The organism is Flavonifractor sp. An82 (assembly GCF_002159265.1).
Classification (GTDB): domain Bacteria; phylum Bacillota; class Clostridia; order Oscillospirales; family Oscillospiraceae; genus Flavonifractor.
This window is the reverse complement of the sequence record NZ_NFHG01000004.1, coordinates 60,523-76,114: the sequence shown is the minus strand read 5'-3', so window position 1 is coordinate 76,114 and position 15,592 is coordinate 60,523. Positions and strand designations below refer to the sequence as shown.

The following is a 15,592-nucleotide window of genomic DNA, read 5'->3' as shown; positions in this document are numbered from 1 at the left end:
GCCGTGCTACTATGAAGGCGAAAACCGAGTAAACTACTCGGTAAAAAATGGGTTGGAAGGAAGGATTACCTATGAAGAAAGGCCATTTCCGCAGGCTGCTCTCTCTGCTGGCAACCGGGGCGCTGCTGATATCCCTGATGCCCGCCGCCTTTGCTGCTGACGGTGAGAAGCACATCACCATCCTTGGCACCTCCGATATGCACGGCAATATCTGGGGCTACTCCTATGAGGACAACAAGGAGACCGACAACAACGGCATGGCCCGTCTGTACACCTACATCCAGCAGGTGCGCTCTGAAAACCCCAACACCATCCTCATCGACGCCGGTGATGATATCCAGGGCACCATCATGACCGACGACCTGTACAACAAGACCCCGGAAGAGCCCCACCCGGTCATCACCGCCATGAACTACATGGGCTATGACGCCATGACCCTGGGCAACCATGAGTTCAACTGGGGCATCCCCACCATGCAGACCATCCTGGGTCAGGCCGACTTCCCCGTACTGGCCGCCAATGTCACCGGCACCGACGGCAAGCCGGTCACCGGCGCCGGCTGGACTATGGTGGAGAAGGGCGGCGTGAAGGTGGCCGTCATCGGCGTGGTCACCCCCGACGTGCCCATCTGGGACGGCGGCAAGGAGGGCATCGAGGATGCCACCTTTGAGGCCGCCAACGTGGCCGTGGGCAAGGCCATCGACGAGATCGGCGACCAGGCCGATGTGATCGTGGTGTCCGCCCACATGGGCATGTACGCCGAGTTTGACGAGGAGGGCGGCTCCGACTCCGCCCAGAAGATCCTGGACGACAATCCCGAGATCGACGTGCTCCAGGTGGCCCACGACCATGTGGTGGTCAACGAGAAGCAGGGCAGCGTGGTCATCGGCGGCGCCCGCAACGGCGGCCGTGACATCGCCCGCTTCGACCTGACTCTGGACAAGGACAACAACATCGTGGATTCCTCCGTGGAGATCGTGGACATGGCGGGCGTGACCCCCAGCCAGGAGATCCGGGAGATCCCTCTGGTGGCCAAGGCCCATCAGGAGACCATCGACTTCATCGCCGGCGGCACCGATGAGAGCGGCGAGCCCCTCCCCCCACTGGGCACCACCACCGCCAAGTTCCAGCCGGAGAACGAGATCGCCGGTCTGCCCCAGGGCAAGCTGGAGGATACCGCCGTCATGGACCTGATCAACCAGATTCAGCTGGAGAACTCCGGGGCCGACGTGTCCGCCGCCGCCCTGTTCAAGAACACCAGCGACCTGCCCGCCGGGGACATCAACTACGGCAACATCTTCGATATCTACAAGTTTGACAACACCCTCTACCGGGTCACCGTCACCGGCGCCGAGCTGAAAGCCTACATGGAGTGGTCCGCCGAGTGCTACAACCAGTGGAAGGAGGGGGACATCAACATCTCCTTCGACCCCGAGTACCCCGACTACCTCTATGATATGTTCGCCGGTGTGGACTACGAGATCGACCTGTCCCAGCCCAAGGGGGAGCGCATCCAGAACGTCATGTTCAAGGGCGAGCCCCTCAAGGACGACCAGATCCTCACCCTGGCGGTGAACAACTACCGCTACTCCTCCGCCCTGAAGGGCCAGAACCTGATTTCCGGCACCAAGGAGTGGGAGTCCTCCAACTCCATCCGCGACATGATCGTGGCCTACTTCGCAGAGCACTCCCCCGTGGCGCCCCAGGTGGACAACAACTGGAAGATCGTGGGCGTGGACCTGAATGAGGATGATCCCCGCCGGGCCGAGCTCATCGGCTACATCAACGCCGGTCTGCTAGACACCCCCTACGCCGCCAGCTACAATCTGGCCGACTATGACGCCCTGGCAGCCCAGGCCGCGGCCAAGGCGGGCGTCACCGTGGACGGGGTGGCCAAGCTGGTGCCCACCGCCACCGGTGCCGACGGCAACACCTATTACCGCCTGCGCAACCTGGCCGCCGCCCTCAGCGGCACCGACGCCCAGTTCAACGTGGGCTGGCTGAAGACGGTATACTTTGACGCCGGCCAGCCCTATTTTGAGACCAACAAGCTCTCCGTGGAAGCTCCCGCTCCCGACGGCCTGCCTGTCATTCAGATCTCCGGCTACGTGGGCGACACCTACTGCACCATGGATGCGCTGCTCCACAACACCACCTTGGGCGGCAACTACTACGTCTCCCCCGGTCCTCTGCTGGATGCCCTGGGGGCCACCTGGACCGTCACCGACGGCATTCTCACCATCACCACCAAGTAAATCCCCCACAGCAAAGGGCCGCGCCATTGGCGCGGCCCTTGTTTTATTCCCGGCAAACTGATATGATACTGGTATTCCCTCTGGAAGGAGTGGGTTCTTTTGAGCCTGTTTACCTGCCCCCTCTGCGCCTCCCCCCTGGACCGGGCGGAGCGCTCCTATACCTGCCCCAACGGCCACTGCTTTGATGTGGCCAAAGAGGGCTATGTCCACCTGCTCCCCGCCAACAAAAAACACTCCAAGTCCCCCGGGGACGACAAAGGCATGGTCACTGCCCGCAATCAGTTCCTGTCCAGGGGGTACTACGCCCCCCTGAGGGACGCCCTGTGTGCCCTGGCCCTGAAATACACCGGAGCACAGGTATCGGTACTGGACTCGGGCTGCGGGGAGGGCTATTACACCGCCGGTATCCATGCCGCCCTTACCAGGGCGGGCCGGGAGGTGAAACTGGCGGGCATCGACCTGTCCAAGCCCTCGGTGCGGCTGGCCGCCAAGCGGGTCCCGGCGGGGGAGTTTGCCGTGGCCTCAGCCTACCACCTGCCGGTGGCGGACCGGAGCGTGGACCTGCTGCTCAACTGCTTCTCCCCCCTGGCCCTGGAGGAATTTCGCCGGGTGCTCCGCCCCGGCGGGCTCTTCCTCTATGTAGTGCCTGCCGCCAACCACCTGTGGGAGCTCAAGCAGGTGCTCTACGACACCCCCTACCCCAACCAGGAGCAGGACATCCCCTATGAGGGCTTCTCCTACCTGGAGGTGGTACCGGTGGATTCTCTCATGGAGGTGGCAGGGGAGGACCTGCCCCACCTGTTCCAGATGACCCCCTATTATTGGAAGACCCCCAAGGAGGGAGCCGCCCGGCTGGCAGCCCTGGACGTGCTGACGGTACAGGCCTCCTTCCGCATCCACGTGTTCCGCCGGGACTGATTGCTACATCTGCTCCAGCACGTTGCGGATGACCCAGGCGTGGGCCTCCGCCTCCTCCGCCGACTGGTGGAACAGAGCCTCCAGGCAGGGGTCGGCGGTACCGGCAGCGGCCGCCCGGTAGCAGGCCGCATAGCGCTGCATGGCCTGGAACTGTTCCCGCAGGGCGGCGGTCACCGGTCCGTTGACAGGACTTCCGCTCCGGTCGGCAGGCCAGTACCGTACCCCGGAGATGAGAAAATAGGCGGTGCTCAGCCGTTTTGCCTGCCGCCGCTGTTCGGCGGCCATGGTGGAGAGCATCCGCCCGCCGCTGCCCGGCACCCGCCGGGCCAGAGTCTGGCAGCAGCGGTGGGCCGCCAGCTCCTGATCGATGTACTGCTGGAGCTGGGGGCCGTGGACCGCCGAAGCGCTTCCCAGGCAGACCGCGCCCTCCTCTTCCGCCACCGGCGGGTCAGGCACCACCACCGCGGGCAGAGACTGCTGAGCTGCTTCCACCACCTCAAAGGGGCAGTCCTCCCGCCGGTCGGGCATCACCCGCTTCCACACCCGGGCAAATACCTCCCGGTCACAGTTGGGCAGCCATTCCTGATCCATACGCATTGCCTCCTGTTTCGGTATCGTTTCCCCCCATTCTATGCCGTCCCGGTAAGATTTGCCCCGCTCAGGGTTGTATTTTCCATCCCCCCGTGATAAAATAATAGCTCATGGAATGAACCATATACAAAGGAGAGACCGTCTATGCTGGAGATCAATCATCTCAGCTATCAGGTGGAGGGAGAGGAAGGCCAGGAGCTTGGCATTCTCAACGACGTCTCCCTCTCTGTCAAGGACCACCAGTTTGTGGTCATCACCGGCCCCAACGGCGGCGGCAAAACCACCCTTGCCAAGGCTATCATGGGCCTGGTTAAGCCCACCGGCGGCACCATCCGCTGGAACGGCACCGATATCACCGATCTGGACATCACCGGCCGGGCCCGGCTGGGCATCAGCTACGGCTTCCAGCAGCCCCCCCGCTTCAAGGGCCTGAAGGTGAAGGATCTGCTGGCCCTGGCCGCCGGCAGCGAAAAGCTGACCCGGGAGGAGGGCTGCCAGTACCTCACCAAGGTGGGCCTGTGCGCCGGGGACTATATCGACCGTGAGGTGGACGCCTCCCTGTCCGGCGGCGAGGTCAAGCGCATTGAGATCGCCACCATCCTGGCCCGCAAAACCGGTCTTATGATCTTCGACGAGCCCGAGGCCGGCATCGACCTGTGGTCCTTCGCCAAGCTCACCGAGACCTTCAAGCTCATCCACCAGAAGCGGGAGGCCACCCTCATCGTCATCTCCCACCAGGAGCGCATCATCGACCTGGCTGACGAGATTGTCATGATCGCCGACGGCAAGGTGCATCGCCACGGCCCCAAGGATGAGATCTTCCCCCAGATCCTGGCCAACACCAGGACCTCTTGCAGTTATCTGTCGGAAGGAGCGAAGTAAGATGGATCAAGCGGAATGGAAGCTCCTCAAGGAGATCGCGGACCTGGAGAAGACCCCTCAGGGGGCCTACAACATCCGCCGCAACGGACAGCTGGACTCCCGGAACAACACCGCCAACATTGAGATCACCACCAAGGAGGAGCCGGGCAAGTCGGGCATCGACATCACCGTCAAGCCGGGCACCAAGGGCCAGTCGGTCCATATCCCCGTCATCATCAGCCAGACCGGTCTTTCCGAGATGGTGTACAACGACTTTTTCATCGGCGAGGACTGCGACATCGACATCGTGGCCGGCTGCGGCATCCACAACACTGGCTGCGAGACCAGCCAGCACGACGGCGTCCACACCTTCCACATCGGCAAGAACTCCAAGGTCCGCTATGTGGAGCGCCACTACGGCGACGGCGAGGGCACCGGCAAGCGGATCATGAACCCCCAGACCGTGGTCTACCTGGAGGAGGGGGCCTCCCTGAACATGGAGTCCACCCAGATCCGGGGCGTGGACTCCACCAAGCGGGAAACCCGCATCGTGGTGGGCAAGGGCGCCGAGGCCGTCATCACCGAAAAGCTGCTCACCCACGGCCAGCAGACCGCCGAGAGCGACATGGAAATCATTCTGGACGGCGAGGACGCCACCGGCCGGGTCATCTCCCGGTCCGTGGCCCAGGACGACTCCGTCCAGGTGTTCTACCCCAAAATGACCGGCAATACCAAGTGCTTCGGGCACGTACAGTGTGACTCCATCATCATGGGCACCGCCAAGATCTCCTCAATCCCCGCCATTGTGGCCAACCATGTGGATGCTCAGCTCATCCACGAGGCCGCCATCGGCCGCATCGCCGGAGACCAGATCCTCAAGCTGATGACCCTGGGTCTGACGGAGCAGGAGGCGGAGGAGAAGATTCTGGATGGCTTCCTTCAGTGATATTCAGCGGGTGGTCAACGGCGAGGGCCACTTTGCTCCCTACAATCATATTGTCGTCACCCGCATCGAGGGCCGGGAGGCCGAGGGCACCATGGAGATCCGGCCCGAGAGCCTGAACCCCATGGGCATCGTCCACGGCGGTGCTCTGGTGGCCCTGGCAGACACGGTGGCGGGCTGCGCCGCCTTCACCTCCGGCCAGATCTGCGTCACCCTGGACTGCTCCATGCAGTACCTGGCCCCCGGCACCGGCAGCTATATCCACTGCCTGGCCACCCCCAAGAAGCTGGGCAAGACCATTCTGGTCTATGATGCCGTCCTGACCAACGATCAGGGTCAGACGGTGGCCACCGGCACCTATACGTTCTTCGCCAAGGAGATGCGGGTGGAGGACGCCCCCTTTTAACAGGAAAACGGCCGCGCTGATCTAATGATCCAGCGCGGCCGCTTTTTACTCCTGCTGCAGATCCCACAGCCGCAGCAGGGCGGCCAGCAGCACCAGCAGGGAGGCCCAGAAGTTGACCTCTCCGCTCCGGGTGCTCTCCTGCCTGCCCTGCACCCCCAGGCAGAAAAACCAACCCAGGGAGAGTACCACCAGAACCGAGCTCACCAGCCGGATCCCCGTCACATCGGGCGCCTGCCCGGTGGAGCACAGCCCCTGCCGCTGTCTGTCCAGGGCCAGCCAGGACAGACAGATGGCCCCCAGCAGCACCGCCAGAAAAAACAGGGACCGGTCCGCCGTTTTGATCTGTTCCCGCAACGCCGTATCTTGCATCAAAAGCCCCCCTCCCACCATCTTATTGGCGGAAGGGGGGCTTTGTGTCACTTATTCAACAGGGTTCTTTGTAAAATGGATGGTGTAGGACTGCTCCTCGTTCTCATTGCCAGAGGCGTCCTTCAGGGCGCCGGCGGCCAGGTCGAACTGGAAGGTGCCCTCCACATACTGGTTGCCGTTGTGGTTGGTGACGGTGATATGGAGCTTGGTGGGGTCGGTCTCATCAATGACGAAGGTACCAAACTCATGGCCGTCAATGGTGATGTGCTGGGTCTCCTCCCCGGCCTCCACCGCCTCGCTGAGGGTAACGGTGAGAGTGGTAAACTCCGCGCCCTCATCAAAGTTCACAGTGGCGCCGTTCTCCACGCTCTGGCCGTCGATGGCGAAGTCCACCACAGTGGGGGCGGTGGTGTCCAGAGGCACGGACACGTCGGAGACGGTCATCTCCTCCTCCACAAAGTACATGGAGCCAAACTGGTTGCCCGCCTGATCCTTCACGGAGAAGTAGAAGGTCATGGGGCTGCCGTCAGCGGCCTGCCGCAGCAGAGCGGTGGCGGCAGGGTTCAGGATGATCTCCCACTTCTGCTCGCCCACAGTGTCGGTAAACTGAACGGAGTAGCCCAGACCGCTCTCCTCGTCCAGGAAGTCATAGCTCTTGGCCTCCACGGTAAACTCGGGGAAGCTGGCTTCCAGGCTGTGGTCGATCTCCAGATAAGCCAGCTGGCCGTCGTCGGACACCGGCACGGTGAGGGTCAGGGTATCGTCGTCGCCCAGCAGGGTCACGCTCTCCTTGTCCAGCACGGGAGCGGAGATGTCGGCCTGGGCCTCCTGCTCAAAGGCCACGGTCCAGACGTAGTAGGGGGTACGGCCCTCATCGTCCTTCAGAGCCACGTGGCGGCGGGCGGTGAGGTAACCGGCGGAGTTGCCCTCGGCGTCAAAGAGCTCCTTGTCGTAGCGCATGCCGTCGCCCAGCTTGGCGCTGTTGAAGTCAAAGGTCCACACAAACTCGGTCTCGTTGTCCACATACAGGTTGGTGATCTGGACGCTGCCGGAGATGGCATAGCCCGCAGCCTCCAGGGCCTCATTGTTCACAGCGTCACCCTCGGGGGCGGAGGAGCTGCCGATCTTGGTCAGCTCGCCCTCCTCCTTGGTGTACAGGGCCTGGTCAAAGCGAATGGTCACCTTGCCCTCCTCCTCCGTCACCTGGGAGATGGCGGGGCCGGACTGAGCGGGAGGCACCTCGCCGTCGCCGTCACCGTCGCCGTTATCGCCGTCACCGTTGTTGTCGCCGTCGCCCTCGTCGGAGCCGCCCACAGGGTTGCCCTCGCTGTCGGTGGGCTGGTCCACACCGGCGGCCACATCCAGCTCACCGGGCAGATTGCCGTCCAGCACCACGCCGTCGGCATTGACGCCGGCGTAGTCGATGGTACCCTGGTTGTCCACCCGGGCAGCGGCGTTGAGCTCCAGCTCCTCCACGGAGGCGTCCGCCTCCACGGTGAGGCTGGCCTCTTCGTTGACACTCATGTAACCGGCGGCGCTGCTGCCGGCCAGAATCAGGTCCACCGGGGCGTCCACCTTCACGGTACCGGCGGTCAGATCCCGGGCGGTCACCTTGGCCCCGGCGCTGCCGGGGGCCACCACCAGACCGGCGGTCTGGCCGGACACCTCCACCTGGGCGCCGCTCCGGGAGGCGGAACCGGCATTGACCACCACAAAGCGGTCCTCATCCTTGGCATTCACCTGGTCGGAGCCGGTGATGTAGTCGCTCACCGCCTTATCCAGCAGGGCCATGGTGGAGGCCCGGTCGATGTTGGCCAGAGGAGCCAGGCGGGAGCCGTCTTCCACACCGGACAGGATGCCCAGCTCCGCCAGGGGAGCCAGATAGCCGGCGGCCCAGTCGGCGGCATCCTTGCCGTCCACAAACTGGCTCAGATCGGGGGTGCGGTCCTGCCGGACCCCCATGGCCCGGGCAAACATGACGATGGTCTCCTGCCGGGTGATGGTGCGGGTGGCGTTGCAGTTGGCCCCGTCACCCTCCAGGATACCGGCGGCGGTGCACTTCAAAATGGCGTCGGCATACCACTCGTCTCCCTTCAGGTCGGCATAGCGGTTGGGCGCCTTCTCGGTCAAGCCCAGCAGCCGGACGAAAATGGTGGCCAGCTCCCCACGGGTCAGGTTGGCCGCAGGCCGGAAGAGGCCCTGATCGTCCCCCTCCACCAGACCGGCCTCCAGCCAGCGGTGGATGGACTCCGACGCCCAGCTCTGGCTCACATCGGGCAGCTTGGTCTCACGGGCAGCCGCCAGGGCGGGACTGCCCATGGACAGTCCCATGGACAGGGACAGCAGCAGGGCTAACGGTTTCTTTGCTTGCATGGGTAATTTCCTCCAAAATGTATCAAAATTGAGCAATATGGGCCGTTTTTATTTCCCGACAATCCATATCGGTTCGGTATTATATCATGTTTCCCGTCAGAGTCAAGGGAATGGACCGGGCCAAATACCGCCAATTCCCCAGCTTGTCGAAAAAGCTTTTTCGACAAGCTGGGGAACCGATTGAACCTTTAAAAAGGTTCAATCAGTGTTTGACTGGACGCGAAAGACAACCCTGACGGTTTTCTTTCACACTATCTTTCCCTCCGAATCCTTTGGCGGGCAGAGTGAATCGACAAACTGAAGCGGACGCCGCGCAGCCGCGGCGTCCGCCCATTCTTCCCTTTCTCAGCACTACACCCCCTCCAGACGCATCACCGACACCTCGAAGGCGGTGCGCTGGCGGCTCTCGCCGTTTTCCAACTTGGTGTAGGCCCGGCTCTGGAGGCGGCCCTCCAGCCGCACGCCGTCCCCCACCTCCAGCTCGCCGCAGCACCGGGCCAGGGCCCCCCAGGAGATGCAGGGTAAGTAGTCCGCCCGGCCGTATTTACGGTTGACCGCCAGCATAAGATCGCAGATCTCCCGGCCCAGAGGGGTACGCCGGAGCACCGGCGGCTTGCACAGCACCCCCGCCAGGGTGAGGCGGTTTTCGTTGGGTCCCTCCCCCGGCCGGAGACTCTTGGCGTGGAGGGTGATCACCAGCTTGCTGCCGGTGCCGCTCTTGTTGTTGAAGGAGCGTACCTCCCCCTCCACCTCCACCGGCATCCCCGCCGTGACCGGGCACCCCTCCAGCATCTCCCGGGGGACGATGACGTTGATGGTGTCCTCCGATCCGGACAGCCGGAGGACCGTAAGGGGAAAGGTGTCGTACACAACGCCGTGGGTCTCATGGGACCACACCGGATCCGCCGCGGCGGTACCCCGGAGCAGTGCCCGGTTCTCGTTCCATCCTGTCTGCATATCCATCCACACTCCTGCCTGTTTTCAGTAGCTGTGGCATGTATATGCAGGTTTGTCCCCCGCTATGCCCGCCCGGACAACACAGCGGTTGACGCGCCTTCCCGTCTGGAGTATGATAGGCAAAAGGGGTATAGCAAGCGTGAACAAACATTTTAAGAATCTGACCTTTCCCAAGCTCTTCTTTATCTGGTTTACCTTTTTCTTTGTGCTGCTCATGATCAATATGCAGACCATCAAAAGCGGTCTGCTGGCCAGTGTGTCCGGCGCAGTTCTGGGCGTGTTTCTCCTGATCTTCCCCATTCCGCCCCGTTCCTTCCAGCGCCGCTACGGCCCGGAGCGGGCTGTGCAGGTCACCCGGGTCCTGGCAGTGGTCATCATCGTCATCTCCTTCCTCACCAAGATCAAATTCTAAAAAAACGTCCGGCCCTGAGGGCCGGACGTTTTTTACTGCTGGTTCTGCCAGTCGGCGGGGTAGACGAAGTAGAGGAACCGGGCGTGGCCGGTCACCGAAAACTGGATCTCGCTTCCCTTGGGGATGTGGATCAGCTCCCCCGGCCCGGCAGACACATGCCGGCCGTTGCACAGGATGTCCAGCCGCCCCTCCACCACATAGTCCATCTCGTCATAGTTCAGGGTCCAGGGGAAGGTGGTGTCGGTCATCTCCATGATGCCTACCCCCAGCCGGGGGGACTGCTCCAGGGTGAACAGATCCCGGGTGTACACCTTGTCACCGGGATTGCCGGTGTTCATCCGGTGGGCCTCGGTGACGGTGAGGGCAGGCACTCGTACCGCTTGCACCCCGCCCCCCAGCTGCTCCAGCAGCACCTGGCGGATGATCTCTTCCAGCTTATGCTTGTCCATGAGCGGTCTCCTTTCGGGTGAGGAACATGGCCACCGCCACGGCGGTGACGCCCCCCACCAGCTTGCCCACGATCATGGGGAAGATCATGGTGGAGTCAAAGCCGGCGGTAAAGCCCAGATGGTCGCCGAATACAAAGGCCGCCGACACGGCAAAGGCTACGTTGATGATCTTGCCCCGGCGGTCCATGTCGTGGAGCATCTGGAACATGGGAATGTTGTTGGCCAGGGTGGCCACCAGGCCCGCCGCCGCCACGTCGTTCATACCCAGCAGGCTCCCCAGCTTCATCAGGGGCTTTTTGAACACTTTGGTGATGACGTATACCAGGGGGAAGGCCCCCGCCAGCACGATGGCAATGTCACCCACGATACCGATGCCCTCGTCAATGGAATTGAGACCGGGAATGATCGTGAGGGGGGTGAGCGCCGCAATGATGGCGGCAGCCAGGCCAATGGTGATAATGATGACGATAATGCGGCCAAAGACCTGGAAGCCCTTCACCATACCACTGGGCACAAAGGCCAGGCCCAGGGCGATGAGCACCGCGAAAAGCACGATGGGCAGCAGGTTGCGCAGCACCATCATCAGGGGAAACCCCGCCACCAGGCCGCCCACGAAGCTGCCGATGGGGATGGTGATGACGCCGGCCAGCACGCCGGTGGCCAGGGCGGGCCGGTCCTCCGGCTGTATGATGCCCAGGCCCACCGGAATGGTAAAGACGATGGTGGGGCCCAGCATGGACCCTACGATGAGGCCGCCGAACTGCCCCGCCTCTTCGGTCAGGGCCAGCTCCTGGGCCAGGGGCGCGCCCCCCATATCGTTGGCCAGGATAGTACCGGCGAACATGGCCGGGTCGGCTCCCAGAGCCTGATAGAAGGGCACCACCACCGGCCGCAGCAGGTTGGCCAGCACCGGGGCCAGACAGATGATGCCGATCATGGCCAGGGCCAGAGAGCCCATGGCCATGATGCCCTCCTCAAACTTCTCCCCCAGGCCGAACCGGTTGCCCAGAATCCGGTCGATGGCACCCAGGGCCATGAAGAGCACCATCAGATAGACGATGATCTCGTTGATGGACATTTGCTGTCCCTCCCTTTTTGAAAACGGGGCGGCAGATCGGCCGCTCCCTATGGATCAATGATCCCAATGACGGCGGCGTCCACCGGCACCTGTGCCCCGGCGGCAATGCGGGCTGCTCCGCCGGTGGCGATAAGGACGGTCTCGCCCTCCCCTGCTCCCACGCAGTCGGCGCACACCAGCATACTGTCCCCCACCCGCACCGTCAGAAAGGTCTGTCCGGTCAGATTGGGGGCTTTTTTTGTGGCCCACACCTTACCGGCCACCTGTCCCAGCAACACAGATCCCCATCTCCCTCAGCTGCCGCTCCAGAGCCAGGCAGCGGCGATAGATTGACGGCGGGGCGGTGCGGCGGTAGAGCCGGTACTCCAGCGCCCGCCGCTCCAGGCACACCCTGGCCCCCGCCAGCAGAGCGGCCAGCACCTCGGTCTCCCCCGGACTGGCGGGAGAGAGGGCGGCCAGCCGCCCCATTGCCCCCACCGGCAGCCAGGTAATGACCAGGGTACGTCCCCGCCACTCCAGCCTCACGGCAAAATCAGCGCCCGGTCACCCTTATGAAACCCGCAGGCGTTGGCCTCGTCGTAGTCGATATGGGCGAAGGTGGCAAACTGGGGTGACACCCGCACCTCCACCCCCTCCAGGGTCAGGGGCCGGTCGGTGAGGCACTTGAGCCGCACCTCCCGGCCGTTTTCCACCCCGAAGCGGGCGGCGTCGGCCGGGGTCATGTGGACGTGGCGTTTGGCGGCGATGAGGCCGTGGTCCAGTCTCACCGCCCGGTCTCCGTACCGCAGGGTGACGCCGGGGGTGCCCCCGATGTCCCCCGACAGCCGTACCGGAGGCGTGATGCCCAGGGCCACCCCGTCGGTGAGAGAGATCTCCACCTGGCTCTCCTTCCGCTCGGGGCCCAGCACCACCACGTTGGGGATGGACCCACGGGGCCCCTCCAGGGTCACCCGCTGGGCACACACGAACTGTCCCGGCTGGGACAGATCCTTCACCCGGGTGAGCTGGGCACCGGGACCGAAGAGGGCCTCCAGATGGGCCCGGCTCAGGTGGACATGGCGGCCGCTGGCCTCCACCTCCACCGTCAGGCGGCTGACGATCTGCTCCGCCAGGGCTTCGATATTGATGGTATTAAGCGTGTTCATATTGTCCCGCCTTTAGCTTGATCATGAGAATCCACATCAGGGAGGACAGCCGGTTCAGGGCCAGGATGATGTCCCCCCGGGTCACGTTGCCCTCCACGTCCTTAAAAGCGGCATAGGCCGAAAGCTCGGTCTGCCGCACCAGGGTACGCACCTTGTTCACCGCCAGCAGGGCGGGGCCGTCGGTATAGGCGGGCAGGAAGTGGGGCTGGCCCAGGTGCTTGTCCGGGTAGTGGGAGTATTCCCGCAGCTGCCCGGCGTCATAGCCGCACAGGTGCAGCTCCCCCACCGGCTCGTCCAGCACGTCGCACCGGATGAGCCGCCGCACCAGGTCCAGGGCCTCCCCCAGCTCGGCCACCAGCTTGGGATAACTTTCCGCCGCCTGCTGGGCAAGCAGCAGTTCCCCTTCCAGGGCGTCGATCATCCCCCGGAAGGCAATGCGGGGATGGTCCTTGCGCACCAGGATGTTGCCCTTGAGGTGGGTCATGTGCTCCGGCTTTTCGTTGAGGGTGGCCCCAAAGAGGGTGCGGTACTGGGGCGTGGACGGCGGGGCGATGTGGGCATCGCCCCCTACAGGAAACACCGCCTGGATCTTGTGGGCGGCCAGCCAGTCCCGGGCCCCGGGGGTCAGCTTCTGGTCCTGATTGACCACCACCGGCCCCCGGGTGCCGTTGTCCGACATACGGCGGACATCCTCACGGGTGAGCAGCTCCATTTACTCGCTCATACTCTCGCCGGCGTGGGGCAGGATGTGGTCCACCTCGGCGTGGGGACGGGGGATGACATGGACGGAGATGAGCTCCCCCACCTTCTCAGCTGCGGCAGCCCCAGCATCGGTGGCGGCATTGACGGCCCCCACGTCTCCCCGGACCATGACGGTCACCAGGCCACCGCCCACCTGCTCCTTGCCCACCAGCTGTACGTTGGCAGCCTTCACCATGGCGTCGGCGGCCTCAATGGCCCCCACCAGTCCCTTGGTCTCCACCATACCCAGCGCGTTTGTATTAGCCATGTTCTGTTTCCTCCTGTCAGTCGTCTGTTTCATAGGCTCCGCCGGTTGGGCGGAAGCCGGTTTGCTTGCTCTGCCGCGGCCCGTCCGGGCCTTCTTTTTGGTGGCCTCCGGGGGATGCTGGGCGGCGTAGCTGCCGCTGCCCGCTCCCTTGTGCTCCGGCGCGGCCAGGGCTGCCTCCACCGGCATGTGGGGGGCTCCTCCGGCCTCCCCCGCCTCCTCCCCGTTGCCGGAGCGGACGGGGGACCCCATATCCTCCTCCAGGCCCTGGGGCTTTTCTGCCAGCAGGGAATTGGTCAGGTTCTGGGCCTCCTGCAGGATGGCCTCATGGGGGTCCAGCAGCACGCCATCGGCGTTGACCTCGCTCATCTTATCTCAGCCTCCCCATGATCTGCTCCACCAGGCGGCTCAGCAGGGCCTCGTCCACCGTGCAGGAGGCGGACGCAGGACTGCCGCCCCGCAGCTCCTCCAGCTCCTTCACGCCCCAGGCCACCCGCTTGATGTTGATGAGATCCAGGGGCCCGATGTTGTTGGAACTGGAGGACCCTCCCACCGCGCCGCAGCCCAGGGTGAGGGCAGGGAACAGGCAGGTGGTGGCCCCGATGCCGCCCAGGGCGGAGGGGGTATTCACCAGTACCCGGCTGGCGGGCACGGCGGCAGCGAAGCGCTTGGCCACGGTCTCATCCTCGGTGTGGATGGAGAAGGTGTGGCCCGCGCCCTCCCACTCCAGGATCTCAATGCAGCGGTTGAGCACCGCCTCCTCATCCCGCTCCACGAAGCAGCCCAGAATGAGGCCCAGCTTCTCGCTGGAGTAGGGGTGGCCCTTGCCCACCCCGGTCTCCCGGGCCACCAGCACCCGGGCGGAGGGGGGCACCCGATCCAGGCCCGCCAGCTGGGCCACGGTAGCCACGCTCTTGCCCACGATGGCCGGATTCATGGTGCCGTTGGAGCGCAGGATGAAGCGGGAGAGCTGGCGGGTCTCCTCCTCATCCAGCAGGTAAGCCCCCTGGGCCCGGAGGGCGGCCTTCACCGCCGGTTCCATCCGGGCCTCCATAATGACGCTCTGCTCGCTGGCGCAGATGGTGCCGTTGTCGAAGGTCTTGGAGTCCAGGATGCGTTTCACCGCCTGCTCCACGTTGGCGGTGTGGTGGATATAGGCCGGACCGTTGCCCGCACCCACGCCGATGGCGGGGGTACCGGAGGAGTAGGCCGCCTTCACCATGGCCGCGCCGCCGGTGGCCAGAATGAGCCGGGTGATGTCGTGGCGCATGAGGGCGTTGGTGGCCTCAATGGTGGGGGTGGTGATGCAGGAGATGGCACCCGCCGGGGCACCTGCCTCCTCCGCCGCCCGGCGGATCACATTCACCGTCTCCTGGATGCAGTTGGCCGCCCCCGGATGGGGGGAGAACACGATGGGGTTGCCCGCCTTCATACAGATCATGGCCTTGTAGATCACCGTTGAGGTGGGATTGGTGGAGGGCACCAGCCCGGCCACCACCCCCACCGGCACCCCGATGTCCACCGTCCGGTGCTCCTTGTCCTCGGCCAGGATACCGTGGGTCTTCTGGTCCCGGATGGCCTCGTATAAGGTCACCGCCGCAAAGCGGTTTTTGATCTCCTTGTCCTCTTTCCGGCCAAATCCGGTCTCCTCCACCGCCATGTCGGCCAGCCGCTTGGCGTGCTGGGCCCCGGCCCGGGAGATGGCCGCCGTGATGGCGTCCAGCTGCTCCTGAGTCATGACGGCAAGGGCCTTCTGAGCCTGGCGTGCCTGGGCCAGCAGGTGCCGGACCTCCTGAACCGATCTCAGGTCTTTATCAAATTCCATAGGA

18 protein-coding genes are annotated in these 15,592 nt (G+C 64.0%); 6 read left to right on the top strand and 12 right to left on the bottom strand.

The genetic code is table 11. The annotated features are described in order from the left end of the window. The first annotated feature begins 71 nt into the window (after positions 1 to 71). Positions 72 to 2,255, top strand: a complete 2,184-nt coding sequence (locus B5G34_RS06485) for a 5'-nucleotidase C-terminal domain-containing protein (RefSeq protein ID WP_087335386.1) — start codon at positions 72 to 74, stop codon at positions 2,253 to 2,255. A gap of 99 nt (positions 2,256 to 2,354) precedes the next feature. Then, on the top strand, positions 2,355 to 3,173 hold the full coding sequence (locus B5G34_RS06480; protein WP_087335384.1) for a putative RNA methyltransferase: 819 nt from the start codon (positions 2,355 to 2,357) through the stop codon (positions 3,171 to 3,173). A 3-nt stretch (positions 3,174 to 3,176) separates the two neighbouring features. Here the strand turns inward: B5G34_RS06480 and B5G34_RS06475 are convergent, their stop codons facing one another. Next, on the bottom strand, positions 3,177 to 3,764 hold the full coding sequence (locus tag B5G34_RS06475; protein WP_087335382.1) for a hypothetical protein: 588 nt from the start codon (positions 3,762 to 3,764) through the stop codon (positions 3,177 to 3,179). Between the two features lie 144 nt (positions 3,765 to 3,908). On the opposite strand from B5G34_RS06475, the gene B5G34_RS06470 reads away from it, so the two are divergent. From B5G34_RS06470 to B5G34_RS06460, 3 genes are read left to right on the top strand one after another with little or no spacing between them, the layout of a single operon-like run. Next, positions 3,909 to 4,646: an ATP-binding cassette domain-containing protein gene (locus B5G34_RS06470; protein WP_087335380.1), complete on the top strand. Its 738-nt coding sequence runs from the start codon at positions 3,909 to 3,911 to the stop codon at positions 4,644 to 4,646. Position 4,647: 1 nt separating this feature from the next. Continuing rightward, entirely contained in the window at positions 4,648 to 5,571 is a 924-nt protein-coding gene (locus B5G34_RS06465) for a SufD family Fe-S cluster assembly protein (protein ID WP_087335378.1), read from the top strand. Continuing rightward, positions 5,555 to 5,974: a PaaI family thioesterase gene (locus tag B5G34_RS06460; RefSeq protein WP_087335377.1), complete on the top strand. Its 420-nt coding sequence runs from the start codon at positions 5,555 to 5,557 to the stop codon at positions 5,972 to 5,974. Before B5G34_RS06465 ends, B5G34_RS06460 begins: the two co-directional genes overlap by 17 nt. Before the next feature lie 45 nt (positions 5,975 to 6,019). Here the strand turns inward: B5G34_RS06460 and B5G34_RS06455 are convergent, their stop codons facing one another. The 3 genes from B5G34_RS06455 to B5G34_RS06445 all read right to left on the bottom strand — a co-directional run bounded on the left by B5G34_RS06455 (position 6,020) and on the right by B5G34_RS06445 (position 9,673). Then, a complete protein-coding gene (locus tag B5G34_RS06455; protein WP_087335375.1) occupies positions 6,020 to 6,343 on the bottom strand; it encodes a hypothetical protein in 324 nt (107 codons plus the stop codon). A gap of 51 nt (positions 6,344 to 6,394) precedes the next feature. After that, positions 6,395 to 8,716 (bottom strand): S-layer homology domain-containing protein, encoded by a 2,322-nt coding sequence (locus B5G34_RS06450; protein ID WP_087335373.1) that lies wholly within the window; start codon positions 8,714 to 8,716, stop codon positions 6,395 to 6,397. A 351-nt stretch (positions 8,717 to 9,067) separates the two neighbouring features. Then, positions 9,068 to 9,673, bottom strand: a complete 606-nt coding sequence (locus B5G34_RS06445) for a single-stranded DNA-binding protein (RefSeq protein WP_242956891.1) — start codon at positions 9,671 to 9,673, stop codon at positions 9,068 to 9,070. A gap of 139 nt (positions 9,674 to 9,812) precedes the next feature. Between B5G34_RS06445 and B5G34_RS06440 the strand changes: the two genes are divergently transcribed. Further along, positions 9,813 to 10,085: a hypothetical protein gene (locus tag B5G34_RS06440; RefSeq protein ID WP_087335369.1), complete on the top strand. Its 273-nt coding sequence runs from the start codon at positions 9,813 to 9,815 to the stop codon at positions 10,083 to 10,085. A gap of 32 nt (positions 10,086 to 10,117) precedes the next feature. On the opposite strand, the gene B5G34_RS06435 is transcribed toward B5G34_RS06440, so the two are convergent. From B5G34_RS06435 to B5G34_RS06400, 8 genes are all read right to left on the bottom strand, one after another. Then, positions 10,118 to 10,534, bottom strand: a complete 417-nt coding sequence (locus B5G34_RS06435; RefSeq protein WP_087335367.1) for a cupin domain-containing protein — start codon at positions 10,532 to 10,534, stop codon at positions 10,118 to 10,120. Further along, on the bottom strand, positions 10,521 to 11,612 hold the full coding sequence (eutH, locus tag B5G34_RS06430; protein WP_087335365.1) for an ethanolamine utilization protein EutH: 1,092 nt from the start codon (positions 11,610 to 11,612) through the stop codon (positions 10,521 to 10,523). The genes B5G34_RS06435 and eutH overlap by 14 nt, the downstream gene beginning before the upstream one ends. Positions 11,613 to 11,659: 47 nt before the next feature. Continuing rightward, positions 11,660 to 11,890, bottom strand: a complete 231-nt coding sequence (locus tag B5G34_RS06425) for a EutN/CcmL family microcompartment protein (protein WP_087335362.1) — start codon at positions 11,888 to 11,890, stop codon at positions 11,660 to 11,662. Continuing rightward, entirely contained in the window at positions 11,865 to 12,137 is a 273-nt protein-coding gene (locus tag B5G34_RS06420) for a hypothetical protein (RefSeq protein WP_087335360.1), read from the bottom strand. The genes B5G34_RS06425 and B5G34_RS06420 overlap by 26 nt, the downstream gene beginning before the upstream one ends. Continuing rightward, positions 12,134 to 12,757 carry a phosphate propanoyltransferase gene (locus tag B5G34_RS06415; protein ID WP_087335358.1) on the bottom strand — a complete coding sequence of 208 codons (624 nt, stop codon included), beginning with the start codon at positions 12,755 to 12,757 and terminating at the stop codon, positions 12,134 to 12,136. The genes B5G34_RS06420 and B5G34_RS06415 overlap by 4 nt, the downstream gene beginning before the upstream one ends. Then, positions 12,744 to 13,469, bottom strand: coding sequence for an ATP-binding protein (locus tag B5G34_RS06410; protein WP_087335356.1), 726 nt, complete (start codon positions 13,467 to 13,469; stop codon positions 12,744 to 12,746). Before B5G34_RS06410 ends, B5G34_RS06415 begins: the two co-directional genes overlap by 14 nt. Next, the gene (locus B5G34_RS06405) at positions 13,470 to 13,766 is read right to left on the bottom strand and encodes a BMC domain-containing protein (RefSeq protein ID WP_087335605.1); all 297 of its coding nucleotides are present in this window, start codon (positions 13,764 to 13,766) and stop codon (positions 13,470 to 13,472) included. Positions 13,767 to 14,133: 367 nt separating this feature from the next. Continuing rightward, entirely contained in the window at positions 14,134 to 15,588 is a 1,455-nt protein-coding gene (locus B5G34_RS06400; protein ID WP_087335353.1) for an acetaldehyde dehydrogenase (acetylating), read from the bottom strand. Positions 15,589 to 15,592: the final 4 nt, after the last annotated feature.